Annotated in this window: 19 protein-coding genes and 1 pseudogene; 15 read left to right on the plus strand and 5 right to left on the minus strand. The window is 67.7% G+C overall.

Annotated features, from left to right (window positions below):
* Positions 1-85 precede the first annotated feature (85 nt).
* Together BLT03_RS02830 and acs are read right to left on the minus strand one after the other, a co-directional pair.
* On the minus strand, positions 86-565 hold the full coding sequence (locus BLT03_RS02830; RefSeq protein WP_092740178.1) for a Signal transduction histidine kinase: 480 nt from the start codon (positions 563-565) through the stop codon (positions 86-88).
* Between the two features lie 300 nt (positions 566-865).
* Positions 866-2,860, minus strand: coding sequence for an acetate--CoA ligase (gene acs, locus BLT03_RS02835; protein ID WP_092740180.1), 1,995 nt, complete (start codon positions 2,858-2,860; stop codon positions 866-868).
* 200 nt (positions 2,861-3,060) lie between these two features.
* Here acs and BLT03_RS02840 point away from each other — a divergent pair, with 200 nt between their 5' ends.
* The 5 genes and pseudogenes from BLT03_RS02840 to proX form a co-directional block, all read left to right on the plus strand.
* Positions 3,061-3,672: a TIGR00645 family protein gene (locus BLT03_RS02840; RefSeq protein ID WP_092740989.1), complete on the plus strand. Its 612-nt coding sequence runs from the start codon at positions 3,061-3,063 to the stop codon at positions 3,670-3,672.
* A 579-nt stretch (positions 3,673-4,251) separates the two neighbouring features.
* The gene (proV, locus tag BLT03_RS02845) at positions 4,252-5,565 is read left to right on the plus strand and encodes a glycine betaine/L-proline ABC transporter ATP-binding protein ProV (RefSeq protein ID WP_092740182.1); all 1,314 of its coding nucleotides are present in this window, start codon (positions 4,252-4,254) and stop codon (positions 5,563-5,565) included.
* Positions 5,562-6,794, plus strand: coding sequence for a glycine betaine/L-proline ABC transporter permease ProW (gene proW / locus BLT03_RS02850; protein WP_092740184.1), 1,233 nt, complete (start codon positions 5,562-5,564; stop codon positions 6,792-6,794). The genes proV and proW overlap by 4 nt, the downstream gene beginning before the upstream one ends.
* A 67-nt stretch (positions 6,795-6,861) precedes the next feature.
* Positions 6,862-6,984: a hypothetical protein gene (locus BLT03_RS25140; protein WP_434802326.1), complete on the plus strand. Its 123-nt coding sequence runs from the start codon at positions 6,862-6,864 to the stop codon at positions 6,982-6,984.
* Positions 6,985-7,923 (plus strand): annotated as a pseudogene (gene proX / locus BLT03_RS02855) (glycine betaine/L-proline ABC transporter substrate-binding protein ProX); the annotation flags it as partial.
* Between the two features lie 15 nt (positions 7,924-7,938).
* On the opposite strand, the gene BLT03_RS02860 reads toward proX, so the two are convergent.
* Positions 7,939-8,850, minus strand: a complete 912-nt coding sequence (locus tag BLT03_RS02860; protein WP_092740991.1) for a LysR family transcriptional regulator — start codon at positions 8,848-8,850, stop codon at positions 7,939-7,941.
* 191 nt (positions 8,851-9,041) lie between these two features.
* Here BLT03_RS02860 and BLT03_RS02865 point away from each other — a divergent pair, with 191 nt between their 5' ends.
* From BLT03_RS02865 to BLT03_RS02895, 7 genes are all read left to right on the plus strand, one after another.
* Entirely contained in the window at positions 9,042-9,950 is a 909-nt protein-coding gene (locus BLT03_RS02865) for an amino acid ABC transporter substrate-binding protein (RefSeq protein ID WP_092740993.1), read from the plus strand.
* Positions 9,950-11,329: an aminotransferase class V-fold PLP-dependent enzyme gene (locus BLT03_RS02870; RefSeq protein WP_092740186.1), complete on the plus strand. Its 1,380-nt coding sequence runs from the start codon at positions 9,950-9,952 to the stop codon at positions 11,327-11,329. The genes BLT03_RS02865 and BLT03_RS02870 overlap by 1 nt, the downstream gene beginning before the upstream one ends.
* 189 nt (positions 11,330-11,518) lie before the next feature.
* Complete coding sequence (locus BLT03_RS02875; RefSeq protein ID WP_139160298.1) at positions 11,519-12,406, plus strand: dioxygenase family protein; 888 nt, start codon at positions 11,519-11,521, stop codon at positions 12,404-12,406.
* A gap of 89 nt (positions 12,407-12,495) precedes the next feature.
* Positions 12,496-12,840, plus strand: a complete 345-nt coding sequence (locus BLT03_RS02880; protein ID WP_245711215.1) for a hypothetical protein — start codon at positions 12,496-12,498, stop codon at positions 12,838-12,840.
* A gap of 15 nt (positions 12,841-12,855) precedes the next feature.
* Positions 12,856-14,511, plus strand: a complete 1,656-nt coding sequence (locus BLT03_RS02885) for an ATP-binding protein (protein ID WP_092740190.1) — start codon at positions 12,856-12,858, stop codon at positions 14,509-14,511.
* Complete coding sequence (locus tag BLT03_RS02890) at positions 14,508-15,242, plus strand: response regulator (RefSeq protein WP_092740192.1); 735 nt, start codon at positions 14,508-14,510, stop codon at positions 15,240-15,242. The genes BLT03_RS02885 and BLT03_RS02890 overlap by 4 nt, the downstream gene beginning before the upstream one ends.
* Positions 15,243-15,552: 310 nt before the next feature.
* Positions 15,553-16,707 (plus strand): DNA topoisomerase IB, encoded by a 1,155-nt coding sequence (locus BLT03_RS02895; RefSeq protein ID WP_245711216.1) that lies wholly within the window; start codon positions 15,553-15,555, stop codon positions 16,705-16,707.
* Between the two features lie 63 nt (positions 16,708-16,770).
* Here BLT03_RS02895 and fumC read toward each other — a convergent pair whose 3' ends face one another.
* A complete protein-coding gene (gene fumC, locus BLT03_RS02900) occupies positions 16,771-18,159 on the minus strand; it encodes a class II fumarate hydratase (RefSeq protein ID WP_092740194.1) in 1,389 nt (462 codons plus the stop codon).
* A gap of 199 nt (positions 18,160-18,358) precedes the next feature.
* On the opposite strand from fumC, the gene BLT03_RS02905 reads away from it, so the two are divergent.
* From BLT03_RS02905 to murI, 3 genes are all read left to right on the plus strand, one after another.
* Positions 18,359-20,578, plus strand: coding sequence for a putative bifunctional diguanylate cyclase/phosphodiesterase (locus BLT03_RS02905; protein ID WP_175537649.1), 2,220 nt, complete (start codon positions 18,359-18,361; stop codon positions 20,576-20,578).
* 86 nt (positions 20,579-20,664) lie between these two features.
* On the plus strand, positions 20,665-22,218 hold the full coding sequence (locus tag BLT03_RS02910; RefSeq protein WP_092740196.1) for a fumarate hydratase: 1,554 nt from the start codon (positions 20,665-20,667) through the stop codon (positions 22,216-22,218).
* 154 nt (positions 22,219-22,372) lie between these two features.
* Positions 22,373-23,269, plus strand: a complete 897-nt coding sequence (gene murI / locus BLT03_RS02915; RefSeq protein WP_092740198.1) for a glutamate racemase — start codon at positions 22,373-22,375, stop codon at positions 23,267-23,269.
* A gap of 61 nt (positions 23,270-23,330) precedes the next feature.
* On the opposite strand, the gene BLT03_RS02920 is transcribed toward murI, so the two are convergent.
* Positions 23,331-23,846 carry a M48 metallopeptidase family protein gene (locus BLT03_RS02920; RefSeq protein ID WP_092740200.1) on the minus strand — a complete coding sequence of 172 codons (516 nt, stop codon included), beginning with the start codon at positions 23,844-23,846 and terminating at the stop codon, positions 23,331-23,333.
* Position 23,847 lies beyond the last annotated feature (1 nt).

A 23,847-nucleotide genomic window follows, 5' to 3' on the forward strand; every position in this document is an offset into this window, starting at 1 on the left:
CGCACTGAATTGCGCTGAACGGAGGCGCCATTGAAAAGGCCGCGCTGCACGACGATCGTGCAGCGCGGCCTTTGTGTTTTGGGCGTCAGATCGGATCGATGCGCGAATCGACGCGTGGGTTTCCACGCAGCTGATGTTCCAGCTGGCCCACGTAGGCCGCCGTGGTGTTGTCCGACTCCTGCGCGCGCTGGGCCAGGTGCAGTTCCAGCGCATCCATACGGGCGATCAGCGCCGCGTGGGATTGCAGGTGCTGGTGTTCGAGGAAGGTGCGCAGCTCGGTGAAGCGGGAGGCCTCGGCCTTGTCGGCCAGTTCGCGCTGAACCTGCATTTCCTTGGCATGGCGGCGGGTTTCCAGCAGCACAGAGCCCTGAAGCGACAGCACGTAGGCGATGAAGAACACGCCCAGCAGCACCGTCAGCCCCAGCATGAGCAGGCCCAGCGGGGCCTCGAACGATGTCAGCCCGAGGGAGATGACGGACGGCGTGGCGAGCGTGGTCCAGTTGAGCGCGGCCAGCACGGCCATGGCGGCCACGATCAGCAGCAGCGCGATGGTTCTGAAATTCATTGTCAATCTCCCGGAAGGTGTCGAAATCCGCAGCCAGGCGGGTGCGGTTGGGGGACGTTTTTAACCTGCGGGGAGGGGGTTATTGCGCTGGGGGAAAGGAAACCGGTACTGTCCTACAGAGGGGGCCGGGCGTAAAAAAACCACCGGACGGTACGTGCGGTGGTACTGGGAGTGGAAAAACAGATACGCCGTACTTGCGGTGAGGGATTCTGCCGGCACTCACATCGCCTACGGCGATATGAGTGCCGTCAAACCCTGCGAAGCGCTGCGCGCCGGGCCGCTTGTCAGCGGCCCCCTGGATCAATTGGTTTCAGCCAATTGATCCAGGATCGCAGGGTTTTCCAACGTACTCGTGTCCTGCGTGATCGGCTCGCCCTTGGCGATCGAGCGCAGCAGGCGGCGCATGATCTTGCCGCTGCGGGTCTTGGGCAGGTTGTCGCCGAAGCGGATGTCCTTGGGCTTGGCGATGGGGCCGATTTCCTTGGCAACCCAGTCGCGCAGTTCCTTGGCGATGGCCTTGGCTTCTTCGCCGGTGGGGCGCGAGCGCTTGAGCACAACGAAGGCGCAGATGGCTTCGCCGGTCACGTCGTCGGGGCGGCCCACCACGGCGGCTTCGGCGACCAGGTCGGTCTTGGAGACCAGCGCCGATTCGATCTCCATCGTGCCCATGCGGTGGCCCGAGACGTTCAGCACGTCGTCGATGCGGCCCGTGATGCGGAAATAGCCGCGGTCGGCGCTGCGCACGGCGCCATCGCCGGCCAGGTAGTAGCCCTTGAGCTCTTCGGGGAAGTAGCTTTTCTTGAAGCGCTCGGGGTCGTTCCAGATCGTGCGGATCATGCTGGGCCACGGTTTCTTGATGACCAGGATGCCGCCGGTGCCGTTGGCGATGTCGTTGCCCACTTCGTCCACGATGGCGGCCGCGATGCCCGGCAGCGGCAGCGTGCAGCTGCCCGGCACCAGCGGCGTGGCGCCCGGCAGCGGGGTGATGACGTGGCCGCCGGTTTCGGTCTGCCAGAAGGTGTCCACGATGGGGCAGCGCTCGCCGCCCACGTTCTTGTGGTACCACATCCAGGCTTCCGGGTTGATGGGCTCGCCCACGCTGCCCAGGATGCGCAGGCTCGACAGGTCGGAGCGCGCAGGGTGCACGGCCGCGTCGCCTTCGGCCGCCTTGATGAGCGAGCGGATCGCCGTGGGCGCGGTGTAGAAGATCGTGCAACGGTGCTTTTCGATCATCTGCCAGAAGCGGCCCGCGTTCGGGAACGTGGGAATGCCTTCGAAGATGATCTGCGTGGCACCTGCCGCCAGCGGGCCGTAGGCCACGTAGGTGTGGCCGGTGATCCAGCCGATGTCGGCCGTGCACCAGAACACGTCGTCGGGGCGCAGGTCGAACGTCCAGTCCATGGTGAGCTTGGCCCACAGCAGATAGCCGCCCGTGGCGTGCTGCACGCCCTTGGGCTTGCCGGTGGAGCCACTGGTGTACAGGATGAACAGCGGATGCTCGGCGCCCACGGGCACGGGCGCGCACTCGGTGCTCTGGCCTTCCAGCGCTTCGGCGAAAGTCTTGTCGCGGCCCGCAACCATGGCGCAGGCGGTGGCCGTGCGCTGGTACACGAGGATGCTGCGGATCGTGTCGCAGCCGCCCATCGCCAGGGCTTCGTCCACGATGGCCTTGAGCGGCAGTTCCTTGCCGCCGCGCATCTGGTAGTTGGCGGTGATGACCGCCACCGCGCCCGCGTCGATGATCCGCTCTTGCAGCGCCTTGGCCGAGAAGCCGCCGAACACGACGCTGTGCGTGGCGCCGATGCGCGCGCAGGCCTGCATCGCGATCACGCCCTCGACGGTCATGGGCATGTAGATCAGCACGCGGTCGCCCTGCTGCACGCCGTTGGCCTTGAGCGCGTTGGCGAACTGGCTCACGCGGGCCAGCAGTTCCTTGTAGGTGATGGGGGTGACCGTGCCGTCATCGGCCTCGAAGATGATGGCCGTCTTGTTCTCGACCGGGGTGCCGATGTGCCGGTCCAGGCAGTTGGCGCTCGCGTTCAACTGGCCGTCGGCGAACCATTCGTAGAAAGGCGCCTTGGAGGCATCGAGCGTGCGGGTGAAGGGACGGTTCCACTGCAGGTTCTCGCGCGCAAGACGCGCCCAGAAGCCTTCGAAGTCCTGATCGGCCTCGGCGCACAGCGCGTCGTAGCCGGCCATGCCGGAAATGCGCGCGGCCTTCTGCAAGGCTTCGGAAGGCGGGAAAACACGGTTTTCCACCAGCACGGATTCGATCGTGGATGAGGACGCACTCATGGGTTTTGTCTCCTGGGGTCAGATAGAGTTTGGCGGGTACTTTCGGGGCCTGCACTTACATGCCACTGACGATGAAAGGCAGGCCGCCAAGGGCTCCGATGCTACGCCTGCGGGGCGGCGGGTTTCTGTCATGAAGCGCGCGGCCGGTGCTTCTAGAATCGCGCGACCTCATTTCCAGCGATTTTTACGAAAACTCCCCCATGGCCCTCCCGCAACCCCCAGCTTCCCGCAACGGCAGCAAGTCCCTCACTCCCCTGGCTTCGCTGATCTTCGCCAGCCGCTGGCTGCAACTGCCGCTCTATCTGGGACTGATTGCCGCCCAGGGCGTCTATGTGTGGCACTTCCTGGTGGAACTGTGGCACCTGATCGAAGCCGCCTTCGGCCACCAGGGCGCGCTGCAGTCGCTGGTGACCAGCATCGGCTACAAGCCGGGCGTGGAGGTCACCGCACTGAACGAGACGGTGATCATGCTGGTGGTGCTGGCGCTGATCGACGTGGTGATGATCTCCAACCTGCTCATCATGGTGATCGTGGGCGGCTACGAAACCTTCGTGAGCCGGCTGAACCTGCAAAGCCACCCCGACCAGCCGGAGTGGCTCGGCCACGTGAACGCCTCGGTCCTCAAGGTGAAGCTGGGGCTATCCATCATCGGGATCAGCTCGATCCACCTGCTCAAGACCTTCATCAACGCCGCCAACTACGACGAAAAGGTGCTGATGTGGCAGACGATCATCCACGTGGTGTTCCTGCTGAGCGCGATTGCCATTGCCTACACTGACAAATTGCTGAACGTTTCGCACGAAAAGCATTAGGCCCCTGCGCCCCCATCCCCAGAGCCCCGAATGGGCCCGAAAATCGGGTCTTTCGGGGCTCTTGCCGTTGGATTTCATGCCTTTGACGCTATTGAAAGCATAGCGCCATGCACCCAAGGCCAGGCAACCGCCGCGCCCGCGGATAACACATCCGACAAAGCCGGTTCTTTTGACACAAAAACACTCAATTACTATACTTTTCGAGTGTTTTACAACCTGCAGTGCAGGTAATCCGCGCTTTCGGCAGCCCACACCGGGCCTTTTGCTGAAGCGGATATTCGCCAGGCAACCTTCGGTTCCACCGTTTCGCTGCCTGGCCAGCGGCCGAAAACCGGCCCTTGATGCCTTCGGTGCCGCCCCTTGCGGCACTTAACCCAGGCCCTTGCGCACCGCCTCGCGTGCCATTCGGGCCGATCCCGGCCACCCCTGGTGGCCACCCTTTCATGGCGACTTCCGCATGCTTCGGCGCGCGGGGGTGCGCTGCCGCATCAGGGTTCCGGGTCTTCGGCCTTCGCCGGCTCCGCCTGCCTTCGGGCGATCGGAGCCTGTTCCCACCCACCAACGAGGGAGGACCACACCGTGGCCAAACAAATCACCATCGAACACGTGTTCAAGGTTTTCGGCGATGCGCCGCAAGCCGCGCTCGAACTGGCCAGCCAGGGCCTGAGCAAGCAGGACATCCTGGCGCGCACCGGGCATTCGATCGGCGTGTTCGACGCTAGCTTCACCATCGAGGCGGGCGAGATCTTCGTCGTGATGGGCCTGTCAGGGTCGGGCAAATCGACCCTGGTGCGCATGCTCAACCGCCTGATCGAACCCACCGCCGGGCGCATCCTGGTCGATGGCGAGGACATCAACGCGCTGTCCGACCGGCAACTGCGCGCACTGCGCCGCAAGGACATCAGCATGGTGTTCCAGTCGTTCGCGCTCATGCCGCACATGACGGTGCTGGACAACACGGCCTTCGGCCTCGAACTGGCCGGCGTGCCCCGCGCCGACCGCCAGCGCCAGGCCGCCCTGGCGCTGGAACAGGTGGGCCTGAGCGGTTGGGCAGAGAGCTACCCCGACGAACTGTCGGGCGGCATGCAGCAGCGCGTGGGCCTGGCGCGGGCGCTGGCGTCGGACCCTTCGATCCTGCTGATGGACGAGGCTTTCTCCGCGCTCGACCCGATCATCCGCACCGAGATGCAGAGCGAGCTGCTGCGCCTGCAGCAGATCCAGCGCCGCACCATCGTCTTCATCTCGCACGACCTGGACGAGGCCATGCGCATCGGCGACCGCATCGCCATCATGAAAGACGGCTACGTGGTGCAGGTGGGCACGCCCGACGAGATCTTGCGCAACCCCGCCAACGACTACGTGCGCAGCTTCGTGCGCGGCGTGGACGCGGCGGCCGTGTTCAAGGCCGGCGACATCGCCCGGCGCCCGCTCACCGTGGTGTCGGAGCAGCGCGACCGGGGCTCGCGCGCCGCGCTGCAGCAACTGGAGGAACAGGACCGCGAATTCGCCTACGTGGTCAGCCCGGCGCGGTTGTACCTGGGCACCGTCTCGGCCGACTCGCTGCGCGCCGCGCTGCAGGGCCATGTCGGCCCCCTGGGCCTGCAGCACGCCTACCTGAACGGGGTCGAGCCCATCGCGGTGGACGCGCCGGTGGCGGACCTGTTCGGACAGGTGGCGCAGGCGCCCTGCCCGTTGCCGGTGGTGGAAGACGGCGGGCGCTTTCGCGGCGCGATCAGCAAGACGACCCTGCTGCGCTTTCTCGACCGCGACACGCCGCCCGTGCCGCCGGACCCGGTGCCGCCCGCCATCGGCGCGACCGTGAACCCAGCCACCACCGCGACCGCATCCGCCCTCCCCGCCAATGAATCGACCACCGAAAAGAGCCCCGCATGACAACGGCAGCGCCATCGAACGACCCTACCCTCCTGGCTGCAGCCGATGCAGCGCCGGCCGCGGCCACTGACGCCAGCGCCAACCCATGGGCAACAGGCACCGCCACCACGGCCGCTCCCGACCCGTGGGCCGCCTCCACCACGCCGAGCGATGCCGGCAGCACCGACTGGCTGAGCGCGCCCGCCACCGCCACGCCGGGCGACGCTGCCGGGGGAATCGATCCCGCCGCGGGTGGCTTTCACCTGCACCAGCTCTGGGACGGCAGCCTGCCGGTGGAGACGTGGATCAACGACGGCCTGTCGTGGGTCGTGGCGCATTTCCGGCCGTTCTTCCAGACGGTGCGCGCGCCCATCGACGGCACGCTGTCGTGGGTGGAAGGCCTGCTCACCAGCGTGCCCACGCTGGCCATGATCGCGCTCATCGGCGTGCTGGCCTGGCAGTTCGCCGGGCGGGCGCTGGCGATCGGCACGGTGATCTCGCTGCTGCTGGTGGCCATGCTCGGCATCTGGCCCGAGGCCATGGTCACGCTGTCGCTCGTGCTGACCTCTCTCGCGTTCTGCCTGGTGATCGGGCTGCCGCTGGGCATCCTGCTGGCCAGCAGCGACCGCGCCCAGCGCGTGATGCGGCCGGTGCTGGACGCGATGCAGACCACGCCCGCCTTCGTGTACCTGGTGCCGGTGGTGATGCTGTTCGGCATCGGCAACGTGCCCGGCGTGGTGGTGACCATCGTGTTCGCGCTGCCGCCGCTGGTGCGGCTGACCAACTTGGGGCTGCGCCAGGTGCGGCCCGATCTGGTCGAAGCCGCCCGCGCCTACGGGGCTTCACCGTTGCAGCTGCTCGCCAAGGTGCAACTGCCGCTGGCCATGCCGTCCATCATGGCGGGCATCAACCAGTCGCTGATGCTGTCGCTGTCGATGGTGGTGATCGCTTCGATGATCGCCGTGGGCGGGCTGGGCCAGATGGTGCTGCGCGGCATCGGCCGGCTGGACATGGGCCTGGCCACCGTGGGCGGCCTGGGGATCGTGCTGCTGGCCATCACGCTGGACCGCATCACCCAGTCGATGGGCCAGCCGCGCCGCGGCGTGCGCCACTGGTGGCAGACCGGCCCGGCCGGACTCGTGTGGCGCCTGGCTGCGCGCCGCGCCGCGACCCCGCCGGCGGCCGATGACGAGCCCGCCACGCAAGGCACCGCTGTGCCCTCTGCCCGCCTGGCCCCTGCGGGCCATTGAGGCACCGATTCGCCGAATCGCCGAATCGCCGCAGTCCCGCTCCCTTCACTCTTTCAAGGAACACGCCATGACACGTTTCAACCTTCCCCTGCGCTTCACCCCTCGCACCACGCTCTCGCCATCGCGCCCGGTGGCGCGTGCCCTGCTCGCGGCCAGCGCCCTGGCCATGGGCCTGGCGGGCGCCGCATAGGCGCAGAACCTGCCGGGCCAAGGCGTGCGCGTTCAGCCGCTGCAAAGCTCGATCGCCGAGGAAACCTTCCAGACCATGCTGGTGGGCCGTGCGCTGCAAAAGCTGGGCTACGAAGTGCAGCCCATCAAGGAGATCGAATACGCCACCGCGCACGTGGCCATTGCCAATGGCGACGCCACCTTCATGGCGGACCATTGGGACCCGCTGCATGCGGATTTCTACAAGAACGCGGGCGGCGACGCCAAGCTGTGGCGCAAGGGCACCTATTCGCAGAACGCTGCGCAGGGCTACCTGATCGACAGGAAGACGGCCGAGAAATACCGCATCACCCACATCGACCAGTTGAAGGACCCCAAGCTCGCCAAGCTGTTCGACACCAACGGCGACGGCAAGGCCGACCTGACCGGCTGCAACCCGGGCTGGGGCTGCGAGGCGGTGATCGAGCACCAGTTGAAGGCCTTCGACCTGGGCCGCACCGTCACGCACGTGCAGGGCAGCTATTCGGCGCTGATCGCCGACACCATCGCCCGCTTCAAGCAGGGCCAGCCGATCCTCTACTACACCTGGACCCCCTACTGGGTGAGCGGCGTGCTGCGCCCCGGCCAGGACGTGGTGTGGCTGCAAGTGCCGCGGTCTTCGCTGCCGGGCGCGCAGGCAGGGCAGGACACCGCGCTGCCCGATGGCAAGAACTACGGCTTCGTGCTGAACACCCAGCGCATCGTGGCCAACAAGGCCTTTGCCGAGAAGAACCCCGCAGCCGCGCGCCTGTTCGAGGTCATGCAATTGCCTGTGGGCGACATCAACGCCCAGAACCTGGCGATGAAGAACGGCCAGAACCAGCAGGCCGACCTGGCCCGCCACACCGACGGCTGGATCAAGGCGCACCAGAAGACGTTCGACGGCTGGATTCAGCAGGCGCTCGCCGCAGCCAAGCGCTGAAGCGGCGCCGGGCCGTCACGCCGCGCCTTCCGCCTGGGCCTGGAAGGCGCGCGTGAAGTCGCAGCACGACTGGGCCAGCATGATGATCGATGCGGCCAGCGCGCTGCGGTGATCGCCCTTGTGCATGGCCACGTAGGGCACCGTGGGCAGCGCGGGCACCACGTCGATCACGGCCAGCATGCCGGCCGCGATGAGCGGCGCCAGGCAATGCCGTGGCAGGTACGCCACCCCCAGGCCCGACACGGTCAGCCCGGTGAGCGCGACCAGATTGCTCACCACGATGGCATCGGCCAGCTCCACCCCGCGTTCTTTCATCCAGGCGTCGTACAGCCGCCCGGTGCCCGAGGCATTGCCCTGCACCAGCATGCGGTGGCGCGCCAACTCGTGCAGCCGCACCGTGCCGGCAGGCACCAGCCCGGGCTTGCACATCCAGGCGCTCTCCACCTGCCCGATGGCCTTGGCGGGCAGGCGCGCATCGCTGAACGCATCGGGCACGATGATCAGGTCCAGCTCGTCCGCCAGCAGCTTGTCGCGCAGCGGCAGGCTGCCGTCGACATCGGGCTCCAGCGTGACCTTGGGGTAGTGCTCCTGCACCAGGGCGACCAGCCGGGGCAGCCACGTCATCGCGGTGAGTTCCGTCACGCCGATGCGCAGGCGCCGCTCGATCACCCCGGGCTTGCCGAACTGCTCCACCGCCGCATCGCGCTGGCGCAGCAGCTTGCGGGCGAGCACGAACATTTCCTCGCCCTTTTCAGTGAGCCGCGCGGTGCGCTGGCTGCGGTCGAACAGCGGCGTGTCGAAGATCAGTTCCAGTTCATGCACCCGCTTGGACACGGCCGACTGCGAGGTGTGCAGTTTTTGGGCGGCCTGCGCGAAGCCGCCGAGCTGGCCGATCCAGTACAGCGCTTCGAGTTGCTTGAAGGTCATCATGGTGCGGCTCATCGAACACTTTTATTCATCTGATTCGAGCACAAAAAATCGCTTTTTCAAAAGCGTCGGCGCTTTCAGAATGACTTTCATCGCCTCGCTGATCCCTTGCCCGGCGCCCCAAGATCCTTCCGTCTTCACGAAAGCCTGCCATGCACCGACTGACCCGCCCCGCCGCCACTGCCTTGCGCATGACCCTGCGCTCGACCCTTCGCCAGGCCCTGCCCGTGGCGCTCTGCACCGCCCTGCTGGCCACCGCCGCCAGCGCGCAGGAGATCGACACGCTGCGCAAGATCAAGGAGAGCGGCACGCTCAACATCGGCAGCCGCGACAGCTCGATTCCGTTTTCCTACAAGCCCACGGGCAGTGGCGACCCGATCGGGTTTTCCAACGACATCTGCCTGAAGATCGCCGACGCGGTGAAGGCCAAGCTCGGCCTGCCGGCCCTGCGCGTGCAGTACACGCTGCTCACTTCGCTCAACCGCATTCCGCTGATGCAAAACGGCACGGTGGACCTGGACTGCGCCACCACCACCAACTCAGTGGCGCGCCAGCAGTACGTCAACTTCGCGCCCAGCCATTTCGTGACCAACATCACCGTGGCCGTGAAGAAGAACTCGGGCATCCAGTCGCTGGCCGACCTGGCCGGCAAGACGGTTGCCACGGTGGCAGGCAGCACGTCGATCCAGCTGCTGCGCACCTACAAGCGCGCCGAGAACCTCGAAGTGCAGGAAATCTCGGGCAAGGACACGGCCGATGCCTTTCTGCTGCTGGCCAGCGACCGCGCCGCCGCCTACGTGCTGGACGACGTGCAGCTGGCCGGGCTGATCGCCACGGCGCCCAACCCGGGCGATTTCCGCATCCTCAAGGACGTGGTGCTGCGCCAGGAGCCCTACGGGATCATGCTGCGCAAGAACGACCCGCAGTTCCAGGCGTTGGTGGATGAAACCGTCACGGGCCTGATGAAGTCGGGCGAAATGGAACGCCTGTACGCCCGCTGGTTCACCCAGCCGATTCCTCCCAGCAGCGTGAACCTGAACTTCCCCATGTCGGACGCCGTGCGCGAGGCATACCGCAACCCCAGCAGCAAGGGCGTGTGATGGCCGGCCACAGCAACGCGACGCCCTACCCGCAAGGCCGCCTGTTCTCCGACCGCCTGATGCGCGAGGTGCGCGAGCGCTTCCTGCAGGTGGAGCACGACCACCACGGCCGCGAGCGGCTGTACTTCGACAACGCGGGGGGCTCGTTCCGCCTGAAGGCCGCGGTGGAGCGGTTCCTGCAGATCGACGCCGTGCCCGACAACACCGAGCGCATTCACGCCACGGCGCGCGAGCTGCAGTCCATTCAGGCCTCGGGCGTGGCCGACGTGCGCCGGGTGCTGAACGCCCGCGGCGGCAGCGTGTATGCCGCGCTCACGGCCTCCGGCGCCATGTTCGAGATGGTGCGAGCCGTGGCCCAGAACGTGCCCGGCACCAACATGGTCACCACCGTGCTGGAGCACCCCTCGTCGTACGACGCCATGGAGCGCTACGCGCGCGAACTCGGCCGCGAACTGCGCGTGGCGCCCAGCAACCGCGCCACGGGCGGCGTGGACGTGGAAGCCGTCGTGCGCCTGGTGGACCGGGGCACCAGCGTGCTCAACGTGATCCATGCCTCGAACATTTCGGGCGCCAAGCTGGACCTGGAGGCCATCGTGCGGCAGGCCCGTGCCATCCGCCCCGACCTGTACATCCTGGTGGATGCCGTGCAGCACGCGCCCCACGGCGTCATCGACCTCGAGAAGACGCCGGTGGACGGCATCAACATCGCGCCCTACAAATTCTTCGGATGCCGGGGCTCGGGTATCGCCTGGCTGTCGGACCGCGCGGCGGCGCTGCCGCACCACAAGCTATCGGCCAAGCCGGCCGACTTCTGGGACCTGGGCAGCTCGGCGCCGTGGCAATTCGCGGTGATGACGGAGATCGTGGACTACGTCTGCTGGCTCGGCGGCCAGTCGCCCGAAAGCGGTGATGGCAGCAGCGATGGGCGCCACGCTGGCGACGACCGGCGCGCCCGCTTCGTGGCCGGCATCGAAGCCATCGAACTGCACGAACGCGCGTTGCTGTCGCGCCTGCTGAATGGCGGCGGCAGCGGCGACGCCACCGGAACCGACACCGGCACCGGCACCGCCGCGCCGGGCCTGCGCCACATGGCGGGGGTGGAAGTGTTCCTCGACCACCCCGACCTCACCCAGCGCGACCTGATCATCGGCATCGGCTTTGCAAACCTCGACTGCACCAGCGCCGTGGGCGAATACGCTGCGCGCGGCGTGACGGTGTACGAACGCTCGGCCGCAAGCCTGTATTCGCGCCGCATGCTCGAATCGTTCGGGCTGGAAGGCGCGGTGCGCGTCTCGCCGCTGCACTGCCATTCGCCGGCCGATGTGGACCGGTTCCTGGCAGTGACTCAGGACATCGCCCGGGCTTTCGCCGCGCGTTGAAAGGCGGCGGGCCCTCGAGGTCCGCCGGGACTTGAGCCAAAAGTGCCTCCAGTGCAATGAATACGGCGGTACATTGCTATTAACTTGATAGCAATTGGTACCCTTGATGCCTTTACCGGGCTGCCTTAATTTCTCCCCAATTGGATTGCAAAGTTCCTCCCATCCCCAACGAAGAGAAGGAGAGGAACCATGCAAACATCCACACCCACCCCCATCGCCGCGCCTGTCGCCGGCCCAGCGACGACAGGCCCCACGCCGCCTCAGGCAGACGCCCGGCGGCGCCTGGCGCTCGGCACGATCGGCTCCCTGGGCATCGCCAACCTGCTGGGCTGCGGCGGGGGCTCCGATACCGTGGCCGACAGCAGCGGTGCCGACACTGGAACGGGCACGGGCTCCGGAACGGGTACCGGGACAGGCACCGGTACGAGCACCACCTGCTCTGTCGTCCCCGAGGAAACCGCAGGCCCCTACCCGGCCGACGGCTCCAACGCCAGCAATGCCAACTACAACGTGCTCGCGCTCAGCGGCATCGTGCGGCAGGACATCCGCAGCAGCATCGGCGCGTCCACCGCCGTGGGCGGCGTGCCGCTGACCATCGCCATCACGCTGACCAACACGCGCTCCAGTTGCGCGCCGCTGCAGGGCTACGCCATCTACCTGTGGCACTGCTCGCAGGGCGGCGACTATTCGGTCTACACCGAGCGCAGCATCGCGGCCAACTACCTGCGCGGCGTGCAGGCCACCGATGCGAGCGGCACCGTCACCTTCACCACCATCGTGCCCGGCTGCTACGCGGGCCGCATGCCGCACATGCACCTGGAGGTCTACCCCAGCCTGGCCGTGGCCACCACCGCCGGCAACAAGGTGAAGACCACGCAACTGGCGTTCCCCACCGACACGCTGCGCACCATCTACGCGGCCAACGCGGGCTACAGCGCCAGCGTGCCCAACCTGGCGGCGATCACCTTCGCCACCGACAACGTCTTCAGCGACGGCACCGACCTGGAGATGACCACGCTGCAAAGCAATGGCAGCGGGGGCTACACCGCCTCCATCACGATCTCGATCGCCGCCTGACACCGGCCGGGGCGCTGGGCGCCCCGCGCCCCCGCTTCCCATTTCCACCTTCCCTGCCAGCAACGACGACCGAAAGAAAGGCCCTGCCCATGTCCGCATTCCGCCCCCCTCTCCAAGCCGTGTTCAAAAACACGCGCAAGCCCACGACCACGACCACGGCCACGACCTTCGCCGGCGCCTTCATCGCCCTGTCGCTGGCAGCCCTGGCCGCGTCCAGCGCCCGGGCCCAGGGCGCACCCTCCGGTCAGCCGCCCGGCCCGCCGCCCGAGGCCTACACGGCCTGCAAGGGATTGGCCGAAGGCGCCTCGGTCACGCTGACCATGCCGGACGGCAAGACCCTGCCCGGCACATGCCGGACAATGAACGGCACCCTCGTCGCCATGCCTGTGGGCGGCCCGCCCCACGGCGCCGGGGGCCCGCCACCTGCCCGCTGACCCACCCCCTCGCTCATGCCCCGCCTGACGCTGCAAAGCAAAGCCTTCCTCGCGCTGACCGTTCTGCTGGCCGTGCTGCTGCTGCTGTTCGTCGGGTTTTCGCGCCTGGGCCTGCAGCGCGGGCTCGGTCCGTACGTGGCCGAGATCGAACTGGCCCGCATGGACTGGCTCGCCGCGCGGCTGCAGCGCATGCACCTGCTGCACGGGGGCTGGCAGACGCTGCGCACCCAGCCCGAGCTGTGGCGCGAAATGCGCCGCCCCGGCGACAGCCCATCGCTGCGCAATGCTCAGACCGCGGCCAGCGGCGGCGGCGGCAGCAGCAACAACAGCAGCGCCCGCCGCAGCGGCGACAACGCCTTTGCCGGCAACGAAGTGCGCAGCGACGACACCGGCAGTGGCAACGTCCGCGAACGCCCACCACCGCCGCCCGACTTCGGCGCGCCCAGCGAGGGCCACCCGTTCGAGCCGCCGCCCGACGGACCCATGCCCGACGCGGGCTCGTCCGACCACCGCGACCGTCCCCCGCCACCGCCCGGCTCGATGCTGTCGCAGCGGCTCGGCGTGCTCGACGCACAAGGCCGCTTGGTGGCTGGCGTGCGCCCCACGCCAGACGCCGCCCGCCTGCCCTTGCGCGGCACGGATGGCACCCCCATCGGCGAACTGGTGCTGAGCCCGCCGTCGCACCTGGAGACCGAGGCCGACCGCGCCTTCATCGCGCGGCAACTGGGCTTCGTGGTGTGGACCGGCATCGCCGGCCTGGCGCTGGCGCTGCTGCTGTCGTGGGCGCTGGCGAGGCGCTGGCTTGCGCCCATCGGCGCGCTGGTGGACGGCGCGCGCGGCGTGGCCGCGGGCCGGCTGGACACGCGCGTGGCCGTGCATGGCGACGACGAGCTCGCCCGCCTGGCCCTTACCTTCAACGACATGGCCGAGCAGCTGGGCGGCATGGAGGCGTCCCGCCGCCAGTGGATCGGCGACGTGGCGCACGAACTGCGCACCCCGCTGGCCGCAATGCGCGCCGAAATCGAGGCCGTGCAGGACGGCGTGCGCCCCTTCGACGACAAAACCGCCCTGCGCCTGCACCGGCAAGTGATGCGGCTCATCCAGCTGGTGGGCGACCTGCGTGCCAGCCTGGACGCTGCCGCGGGCAGCGCCGCATCGGCGCTCGTGCCCGTGCACCCGCTGTCGCTGCTGGCCGAGGCCGTTGCCTCGATGCAGCCGCGCTTTCACCAAGCCGATGTGGCCGTGGACACCGGCGGGCTCGGCACACTGGCCGCGCTGGCGCCTGCGCCGCTCGTGCAGGGCGATGCGCAGCAGCTGCACCGCGTGTTCCTCAACCTGCTGGAAAACAGCGTGCGCTACACCGACCCCGGCGGCCGGCTGGAAATCAAGGCGCAGATCGACCGCGGCGGGCCCGCGCCCTCGCTGGTGCTGCAGTTCGACGACACCGCGCCCGGCGTGGCGGCGCACGACCTGCCGCGCCTGTTCGACCGCCTGTACCGGGCCGAAAGCTCGCGCGCCCGCGCCACCGGCGACCTGGGCGGATCGGGCCTGGGCCTGGCGATCTGCCGGGCCATCGTGCAGTCGCACGGCGGCCGCATCGCCGCGCAGCCCTCGCCGCTCGGCGGCCTGCGCACCACCCTCATCCTGCCCTTGCTGGAGAACCATTCATGACAGCGCGCATCCTCGTGGTCGAGGACGAAACCGACATCGCCCACATCCTGCTCGACTACCTGCGCCACGCCGGCTACGAGGCCGAGCACATGGCCGACGGGCAGAGCGCCCTGGCCCGCCTGACCGGCCCCACGCCGCCCGACCTGACGCTGCTGGACGTGATGCTGCCCGGGCTCGACGGCTTGTCGGTACTGCGCCAGGCGCGGCGCCACACCGACAAGCCGGTCATCATGCTCACCGCCCGCGTCGAAGAGGTGGACCGCCTCATCGGGCTGGAACTGGGCGCGGACGACTACATCTGCAAGCCCTTCTCGCCGCGCGAAGTGGTGGCGCGCGTCAAGACCGTGCTGCGCCGCGGCGCCGCGCAAAGCCCGGCAGCCGCGAGGGCAGCACCCGCCAGCCCACCCGTGCTGGCGCTGGACGAGGCGCACTGGCAGGTCACGCTGCGCGGCGCGCACGTGGCCCTCACCCCGCGCGAATTCCGCCTGCTGCAGGCCCTGGCCCGGCAAAGCGGCCGCATCTTCTCGCGCGCCCAGTTGCTCGACCTCGCCTACGGCGACACCCTGGACGTGAACGAGCGCGCCATAGACAGCCACATCAAGAACCTGCGCAGGAAACTCAAGGCCGCCAGCGGCGACGGCGTGGAATGGATCCGGTCGGTGTACGGCGTCGGGTTCGCGTTCGATGAGGATGCGGGGGACGCCGGAACGGCCGACGACACCGCGGCCTGAGTAGCGCCGATCTGCAACCCGCCGCAGACGCGGCCAGTCAGTGGGCGACGGAACGGACGCCAGCGCAGCAATGGCATTGCGAGAATCCACCCTGAAAGCAATGCTATATTTTTCATAGCACACTGCGTTAGTGTTTATTGCGCTGGAGGCCATTTTCATTCAAAGCCCTTTGGTGCAGCGTCTGGCCGTGCCTGCGTGGCGCGGCGCATTTCCCACCGGTGCTGCGGACGGCCTCCTACAGCCGGCGTGCGGCGGCTGGGCTGTGATCGGCGATGGGGCCGCACCGCGCCCTGCCTGCCCCCCTCGATCCATGCCACGCACCGCCACCGCCACTGCTCCCTCCACCGCCAACGCCCCGGTTCCGCGCCCGCCTCCGACGCGCCTGCCGGGCGGCCTGCGCTACGTCAACCCCGACATGCCCGGCCTGACCCGCGAGCGCCAGGGCGATGTCTTTCGCTACCGCCAGCCCGACGGCAAATGGCTGACCGACCCCGACGAGATCAGCCGCATCCAGAAGCTGGCAATTCCGCCGGCCTATACCGATGTGTGGATCTGCCCGCTGGCCAACGGCCACCTGCAGGCAACCGGCCTCGACGCACGCGGGCGGCGGCAATACCGCTACCACGCCGACTGGCGCCTGCAGCGCGATGAGGCCAAGTTCGAACGCATGCAGGCCTTCGGGCGCGCCCTGCCCCGCATCCGCGCCCGCGTGGCCCGCGACCTGCGCGCCACGCCGGGCCGCGCCCTCTCCCGCGAACGCGTACTGGCCACGCTGGTGCGCCTGCTGGACACCACGTTCATGCGCGTGGGCAACGAGGAATACGCCAGCGCCAACCGCTCGTACGGCCTGACCACGCTGCGCAACCGCCACGCGGACCTGCGCGGCAACCGGCTGCGCCTGCGGTTTCGCGGCAAGAGCGGCGTGCAGCAGGAGGCCACGCTGGACGATCCGCGCGTGGCCCGCGTGGTGCGCCGCTGCCAACAGTTGCCGGGCCAGGAACTCTTCCAGTACGAAGACGAGGACGGCACGCTGCACGCGGTGGATTCGGGCGACGTGAACGACTACCTGCGCGAGATCACCGGCACCGAGGAGGGCGAGCACTTCACAGCCAAGGACTTTCGCACCTGGCATGGCACGGTGCAGGCGCTGGAACTGACGCGGCTGGCCTGCTCCCAGCAGCCCGGCACGCCGGCGGTGACGGCCAAGCACATCCTGGCCGAGGTAGCGCGGCAGCTCGGCAACACGCCGGCGGTCTGCAAGAAGTCCTACGTGCACCCGTCGGTGCTGGACCTGGGCTCGCGGCTCACCTCCGATGCCGGCCCCGACATGCAGGTGCTGTGGGACCGCATCGGCGGCACCAACACGCCGCGCGCTCTGCAGGCGGCCGAGCGGCGGCTGCTGGCGTTTCTGCGCCACAAAGACCGGCCGACACGGGCCAAGCGCGCCCGCAAGACCACCCACTGAGGTAGCCGCTGGATGTGCCGCCCCGGGACCGCCCGCGCGGTCCTGTGAGGCGGCGCGCCGCGCTCAGCGGCCGACCATGTTGCCCGGCACCACCCACTGGTCAAACTGCTCGCCCGTCACGTGGCCCGACGCCACCGCCGCCTCGCGCAGGCTGGTGCCTTCCTTGTGCGCTTTCTTGGCGATGTAGGCGGCCTTGTCGTAGCCGATGTGCGTATTGAGCGCGGTCACCAGCATCAGCGAACGGTCCACCAGCTCGGCGATCCGGTCGCGGTTGGGCTCGATGCCCACGGCGCAGTGGTCGTTGAAGCTCACCATGCCGTCGGCCAGCAGCCGCACGCTCTGCAGGAAGTTGTGCGCCACCATGGGGCGGAACACGTTCAGCTCGAAATTGCCCGAGGCCCCGCCGAAGTTGATGGCGACGTCGTTGCCAAACACCTGCGCGGCCAGCATCGTCACCGCTTCGCTCTGGGTCGGGTTGACCTTGCCGGGCATGATGGACGAGCCGGGTTCGTTCTCGGGAATGCTCAGCTCGCCGATGCCGCTGCGCGGTCCGCTGGCCAGCCAGCGCACGTCGTTGGCGATCTTCATCATGCTGGCGGCCAGCGTCTTCAAGGCGCCGTGCGCATGCACCAGCGCATCGACCGAGGCCAGGGCCTCGAACTTGTTGGGCGCCGTGACGAACGGCAGGCCGGTCAGGCGCGCCAGCTCGGCCGCGGCCTGCTCGGCATAGCCCTTGGGCGCGTTCAGGCCCGTCCCCACGGCGGTGCCGCCCAGCGCCAGTTCGCACAGGTACGGCAGCGCGGCGCGCACGTGGCGCTCGCCGTGGTCGAGCTGCGCCACGTAGCCGGAAAACTCCTGGCCCAGCGTGAGCGGCGTGGCGTCCTGCAGATGGGTGCGGCCGATTTTCACGATGCCGTCGAAATCATTGGCCTTTTGCGCCAGCGTGGCGCGCAGCTTGGCGATGGCGGGCAGCAGGCGGTGCGTGAGCGCTTCCACGGCGGCCACGTGCATGACGGTGGGGAACACGTCGTTGCTCGACTGGCTGCGGTTCACGTCGTCGTTGGGGTGCACCAGGCGCGATTCGCCGCGCTCGCCGCCCAGCAGTTCGCTGGCGCGATTGGCCAGCACTTCGTTGACGTTCATGTTGCTTTGCGTGCCCGAACCCGTCTGCCAGACCACGAGCGGAAACTCACCCGGATGCCGCCCGGCGATCACTTCGTCGGCCGCGGCGACGATGGCATCGGTCTTTTTCGCGTCCTGCAGGCCCAGAGCCTGATTGACCACGGCCGACGCCCGCTTGACCTGCGCCAGCGCCTTGATGATCTCGCGCGGCTGCTGTTCGCCGGAGATGTCGAAGTTCTGCAGCGAACGCTGCGTCTGCGCGCCCCACAGTTGGTGGGCGGGGACCTCGATGGGGCCAAAGGTGTCGCGTTCGATGCGGGTGGTCGTCATGTCAGGCTGGATCCAGAGGTGGTGAAGAAAGAGGGGCGCACTCCCGGGTGCGCAGGCGTCCAAAAGCATACGCGAAACAAAACCATTCTCATTGGCTGGGGCCTTACCGTGCAGAGACCCTCCCAGGTGTGCAAGAAGCCGGCGGCAGATACACTTGGAAACCTTCCCGCGCCGACTCCCGGCACCCCATGCCCCTCCGATGTCGTCCGAACTTGCCCACCCGCTGACCGGCTTTCTGCCGTCGCACCATGATCCGCTGGTGGTTGCCGCATCGTTTGCGGTGGCGGTGCTGGCGTCCTATGTCACGTTGGCCGTGGCCCGCCGGGTGCGCACCTCGCAGCGGCACATCGGCCTGGCATGGTGGGCCGCCGGCTCGCTGGTGATGGGCACCGGCATCTGGTCCATGCATTTCGTCGGCATGCTGGCCTTCGAACTCCCCATCGCGCTCGGCTTCACCGGGGGACTCACGTTCGTGTCGTGGCTGTCCGCCGTGGCCGCCTCCAGCGTGGCGCTGGGCATGGCGGGCCTGGCCAGGTTCCGGTGGCCGCAACTGGCGATGGGCGCGTTGGCCATGGGTGTTGGCATCAGCGCCATGCACTACATCGGCATGCAGGCCCTGCACCTGTCCATCGGCATCGTCTGGAACGCGGGCTACGTGGTGCTTTCCGTCGTGGTCGCCGTGCTGGCCTCGGCCACGGCGCTGTGGCTCTTTCAGGCGCTGCAGCACATGCACGGCATGCGGCGCAGGTTGTTTCAGGCGGGGGCATCGCTCGTGATGGGACTGGCGATCTGCGGCATGCACTACATCGGCATGGCCGCCGCCCAGTTCCCGCAAGGCACCGTGTGCCTGAGCGCGAATGCGCTGGGCGGCACCGGGCTGACCGCCATGGTGGTGATCGCCACGCTCGTGCTGCTGATCAGCACGCTGTTCGTCGCCATCCTCGACGCGCGGCTGCAGAACACCGCGCGCCGCCTCACCCAATCGCTCAAGGACAGCAATGCCAAGCTGCACGAGGCCAACGCCGAATTGCAAAAGCGCGCCTTCGCCGATGCCCTGACCGCCCTGCCCAACCGCCTGCTGTTCGAAGACCGCCTGATCCACGCGCTGCTGCGCCTGGAGCGCATCAACCACCACCGAGTGGTGGACCGACTGGCCGTGCTGTTCGTCGATCTGGACGGGTTCAAGCCCATTAACGATTCCTTCGGCCATGCCGCCGGCGACGCCATCCTGATCGAAGCCGCGCAACGGCTGCGGGCCGAAGCGCGCGAAAGCGACACCGTGGCCCGCGTGGGCGGCGACGAATTCCTGCTGCTGCTGGAGGACGTGGGCAACGCGGCGGACTGCACCGTCGTCGCCACCCGCATCCTGGCTGCGATCGCCCAGCCGTTCCAGGTGGCGGGTCGCCAAGTGCAGATCGGGTGCTCGATCGGCATCGTGGTGCACCCCGACCATGGCGATCGCGACAAGCTGGTCGCCAATGCCGACGCCGCCATGTACGCCGCCAAGCGCGCCGGCGGCAATGGCTACGCGATGTTCGAGCCGCACATGGGATCGGACGCCACCGATCAGCTGGAACTGCAGAACGACCTGCGCCATGCGCTCGCCCGCGGTGAGCTTTCGCTGCACTACCAGCCCAAGATCGACGGCAAGCGCGGCCGCATCAACGGGGTGGAAGCGCTGCTGCGCTGGAGCCATCCGCAGCGCGGCATGGTGAGCCCGCTGGTGTTCATCGGCCTGGCCGAGCGGTTCGGGCTGATCGGCCAGCTGGGCAACTGGGTCATCGAGGAAGCCTGCCGGCAGATGGCCGACTGGGCCCGCAGCGGCCTGCGCATGCGCGTGGCGATCAACCTGTCGGTGCACCAGTTGCGCGAAAGCGGCCTGGCCGAGCGCATCGAGCATGCGCTGAAGTTCCACGGCCTCGACGCCTCGCAACTGCTGTGCGAGATCACCGAATCGGTCGCCATGGAAGACACCAAGGCCACCCAGCGCACGTTCGAGGGCCTGGCGCGCATCGGCGTGTTTCTGTCCATCGACGACTTCGGCACGGGCTATTCGAGCCTCAATTACCTGCGCCAGCTGCCGGCCCAGCAGCTCAAGATCGACCGCAGCTTCGTGAACGACCTCGAACACGAGGAAGACGCCCGCGCCGTCGTGGATGCCGTGGTCCGTCTGGCCCATGCGCTCGGCCTGCGCGTGGTGGCCGAGGGCGTGGAGACCAGCGGGCAGCGCGACATCCTGTTGGCCATGCGCTGCGACGAACTGCAGGGCTTTTTCTACGCCCGCCCCATGCCGGCGGACGTGCTGCTGGCCTGGGCGCAGGGCGACAAGCCGGAAGGCTCGGCGGATTTCGCGCCGTCGGTGCTGGGCGCGATCGAAGTCGCCGGCAGCCTGCCGTTCGACATGACGCAGCGCGGCTGACCGCGCAGCAGGCGGCCGCGAGCGCCGTCCGGAGCGGGCGGCGATAATTGCGCGGTCCGTTCTTTCCCCAAAAACACATCCCCACCATGACCACGACCATCCGGTACCACGACCTCGTGGAGTCCGTTGCTGCGTCATTGCAGTACATCTCCTACTACCATCCCGCCGACTACATCACCCATCTGGCACGCGCCTATGAGCGTGAACAGAGCCCGGCCGCCAAGGACGCCATCGCGCAGATCCTGACCAACAGCAAGATGAGCGCCACCGGCCAGCGTCCCATCTGCCAGGACACGGGCATCGTCAACGTCTTCATCAAGGTGGGCATGGACGTTCGGTTCGAGGGCTTTCCTGCCGGCCTGGAAGACGCCATCAACGACGGCGTGCGCCGCGGCTACAACCACCCCGACAACACGCTGCGCGCCAGCGTCGTGGCCGACCCGCAGTTCGATCGCAAGAACACCAAGGACAACACGCCTGCCGTGATCTTTGCGCAGATCGTGCCCGGCAACACCGTGGACATCACCGTGGCGGCCAAGGGCGGCGGCAGCGAAAACAAAAGCAAGATGATCATGCTGAACCCCAGCGACAGCGTGGTGGACTGGGTGCTCAAGACCGTGCCCACCATGGGTGCCGGCTGGTGCCCGCCCGGCATGCTGGGCATCGGCATCGGCGGCACCGCCGAGAAGGCCGTGCTGCTGGCCAAGGAAAGCCTGATGGACGACCTGGACATGTACGAGCTGCAAGCCAAGTCGTCGCGCGGCGAGAAGCTCGACAAGATCGAGGAAATGCGCCTGGAGCTGTATGAGAAGGTCAATGCCCTCGGCATCGGGGCGCAGGGCCTGGGCGGCCTGACCACCGTGCTCGACATCAAGATCAAGATGTACCCAACGCACGCGGCCAGCAAGCCCGTGGCGATGATTCCCAACTGCGCCGCCACGCGCCACGCGCACTTCGTGATGGACGGCTCCGGCCCGGTCTACATGACGCCGCCGTCCCTGGACCTGTGGCCCAACGTGAACTGGGCGCCCGACTACAACAAGAGCAAGAAGGTCAACCTCGACACGCTCACCAAGGAAGAAGTCGCCAGCTGGAAGCCCGGCGACACGCTGCTGCTCAACGGCAAGATGCTCACCGGCCGCGACGCAGCCCACAAGCGCATCCAGGACATGCTGGCCAAGGGCGAAAAGCTGCCTGTGGACTTCACCAACCGCGTCATCTACTACGTGGGCCCCGTGGACCCGGTGAAGGACGAGGCCGTCGGCCCCGCCGGCCCGACCACGGCGACGCGCATGGACAAGTTCACCGACATGATGCTGGAGCAGACCGGCCTGATCGCCATGATTGGCAAGGCCGAGCGCGGCCCAGTGGCCATCGAGTCCATCAAGAACCACCGAAGCGCCTACCTGATGGCCGTGGGCGGCGCCGCCTACCTGGTCAGCAAGGCCATCAAGGACGCCAAGGTGGTGGGCTTTGCCGACCTGGGGATGGAAGCCATCTACGAATTCGACGTGGTGGACATGCCCGTGACGGTGGCGGTGGATGCCGGCGGCACCAGCGCCCACATCACCGGCCCTGCGGAATGGCAAAAGCGCATCGCCACGGGCGAGTTCAAGTCCATCGACCTCGTCGCCGCTTGATGGCCATGCCAGGCCCGGCGAACAGCAGCCGCGCCCGCGGCCCGGTGAACGCACCGGGCCGAGCGCGCCGCTGTAGCCTTGGCCAGGGCCTGCGAGATGGCTTGGCAGTGGGCTTGGCAGCCTTGCTTTTCAGCGCGGAGCATTCAGAGCACCCATGACGCAAGAAACGACGCAGCAGCGCCCCATCGGGGTGTTCGACAGTGGCATCGGGGGGCTGAGCGTGCTGCGCGCACTGCAGGCCGAGCTGCCGAACGAACGCTTCGTTTATCTGGCGGACAGCGGCTACGCCCCCTACGGCGAACGGGGCGATGCGTACGTCGCGGCCCGCAGCCATGCCATCACCCGCCATCTGCAGGCCCAGCACGGCATCAAAGCCCTGGTGGTGGCCTGCAACACGGCGACCGCCGCCGCCATTCATGAGGTCCGGACCCAATGCCCGGACCTGCCCCTTGTGGGGCTGGAACCCGCCATCAAACCGGCTGTCGCGCTGAGCCGGACCCGGCGCATCGGCGTCATCGGCACGCGGGGCACGCTCACCAGCGGCAAATTCGCGCTGCTGCTGGGTTCGCTGCAGTCGCAGGCCGACTTCGTCGTGCAGCCGTGCGATGGATTGGCCTACGCCATCGAGCAAAGCACCGAACACGCAGCACCCGCCGCGTCCGAGGCATCGGAAGTGCGTGGGTTGTGCGAGCGTTACATCGGCGCCATGGGCGCGTTTGGCACGGCCGAAGGGTGCATCGACACGCTGGTGCTGGGCTGCACGCATTACGTGTTTGCCGAAGAGGTGCTGCGTACCCTGGTTGGCCACGACGTTCGACTGGTTGACACGGGCGAGCCGGTCGCGCGGCAAACACGGCGGCTGCTGGAAGCCTCCGGCTTGCTGGCCGCACCCGTCGAGGGCAACAGCACCTTGGTCCACGGCCGCATGCAGTTGCTCACCACTGGCGCGTTGCCCCCCCTCCAGGCCGCGGCGCACCGCTGGTTGCAGCTACCCGCCAGTTGCTGCAGCAACGTGACCGTTGTCACGCAGTGCGAGCTGCCAACGGTTTAATAGCGAAATTGGGCTCCAGCGCAATGAATGCGCCGGTATAATGCTATTAATTCAATAGCAATCAAGCACCCCAAAGGCGTTCTCCCGCCTGCTCGATGTGCGTCAGGTACAAGCGGGTATCGAACTCATACTGGTGGTAGCGGGGCTCCATGTGCTCGCACAGCTGATAGAAGGCCTTGCCGTGGTCCTTCTCCCGCAGGTGGGCCAGTTCATGCACGACGATCATGCGCAGGAACTCCTCCGGCACCTGCTTGAACATGGATGCGATGCGAATCTCGTGCCGAGCCGTCAGCCGTCCACCCTGTACCCGCGCCGATGAGGTGTGCAGCCCCAGGGCATGCCGCACCACATGGATCTTGCTGTCGAAGACCACCTTCTGCACCGTGTCGGCTTTGCGCAGGTGACGGGCTTTCAGATCGGCCGCGTACTGGTACAGCGCTTTGTCAGTGCGCACGGCATGCGCCTGCGGGTAGCGGCGCTGCAGCACGTCGCCCAATCCCCCCTCGGCCATGAGCGTGCGCACCTGATCCTGCAAGGCTTCAGGATACGCGCGGAGATAAGGCAATTCGATCGACATC

The sequence above is a fragment of the Paracidovorax valerianellae genome, assembly GCF_900102625.1.
Taxonomy (GTDB): Bacteria; Pseudomonadota; Gammaproteobacteria; order Burkholderiales; family Burkholderiaceae_C; genus Paracidovorax; species Paracidovorax valerianellae.

Coding starts and splice junctions, on each gene's coding strand:
- BLT03_RS02830 (WP_092740178.1), bottom strand. CDS start 565: ATGAATTTCAGAACCATCGCGCTGCTGCTGATCGTGGCCGCCATGGCC.
- acs (WP_092740180.1), bottom strand. CDS start 2,860: ATGAGTGCGTCCTCATCCACGATCGAATCCGTGCTGGTGGAAAACCGT.
- BLT03_RS02840 (WP_092740989.1), top strand. CDS start 3,061: ATGGCCCTCCCGCAACCCCCAGCTTCCCGCAACGGCAGCAAGTCCCTC.
- proW (WP_092740184.1), top strand. CDS start 5,562: ATGACAACGGCAGCGCCATCGAACGACCCTACCCTCCTGGCTGCAGCC.
- BLT03_RS25140 (WP_434802326.1), top strand. CDS start 6,862: ATGACACGTTTCAACCTTCCCCTGCGCTTCACCCCTCGCACCACGCTC.
- BLT03_RS02860 (WP_092740991.1), bottom strand. CDS start 8,850: ATGACCTTCAAGCAACTCGAAGCGCTGTACTGGATCGGCCAGCTCGGC.
- BLT03_RS02865 (WP_092740993.1), top strand. CDS start 9,042: ATGACCCTGCGCTCGACCCTTCGCCAGGCCCTGCCCGTGGCGCTCTGC.
- BLT03_RS02870 (WP_092740186.1), top strand. CDS start 9,950: ATGGCCGGCCACAGCAACGCGACGCCCTACCCGCAAGGCCGCCTGTTC.
- BLT03_RS02875 (WP_139160298.1), top strand. CDS start 11,519: ATGCAAACATCCACACCCACCCCCATCGCCGCGCCTGTCGCCGGCCCA.
- BLT03_RS02880 (WP_245711215.1), top strand. CDS start 12,496: ATGTCCGCATTCCGCCCCCCTCTCCAAGCCGTGTTCAAAAACACGCGC.
- BLT03_RS02885 (WP_092740190.1), top strand. CDS start 12,856: ATGCCCCGCCTGACGCTGCAAAGCAAAGCCTTCCTCGCGCTGACCGTT.
- BLT03_RS02890 (WP_092740192.1), top strand. CDS start 14,508: ATGACAGCGCGCATCCTCGTGGTCGAGGACGAAACCGACATCGCCCAC.
- BLT03_RS02895 (WP_245711216.1), top strand. CDS start 15,553: ATGCCACGCACCGCCACCGCCACTGCTCCCTCCACCGCCAACGCCCCG.
- fumC (WP_092740194.1), bottom strand. CDS start 18,159: ATGACGACCACCCGCATCGAACGCGACACCTTTGGCCCCATCGAGGTC.
- BLT03_RS02905 (WP_175537649.1), top strand. CDS start 18,359: ATGTCGTCCGAACTTGCCCACCCGCTGACCGGCTTTCTGCCGTCGCAC.
- BLT03_RS02910 (WP_092740196.1), top strand. CDS start 20,665: ATGACCACGACCATCCGGTACCACGACCTCGTGGAGTCCGTTGCTGCG.
- murI (WP_092740198.1), top strand. CDS start 22,373: ATGACGCAAGAAACGACGCAGCAGCGCCCCATCGGGGTGTTCGACAGT.
- BLT03_RS02920 (WP_092740200.1), bottom strand. CDS start 23,846: ATGTCGATCGAATTGCCTTATCTCCGCGCGTATCCTGAAGCCTTGCAG.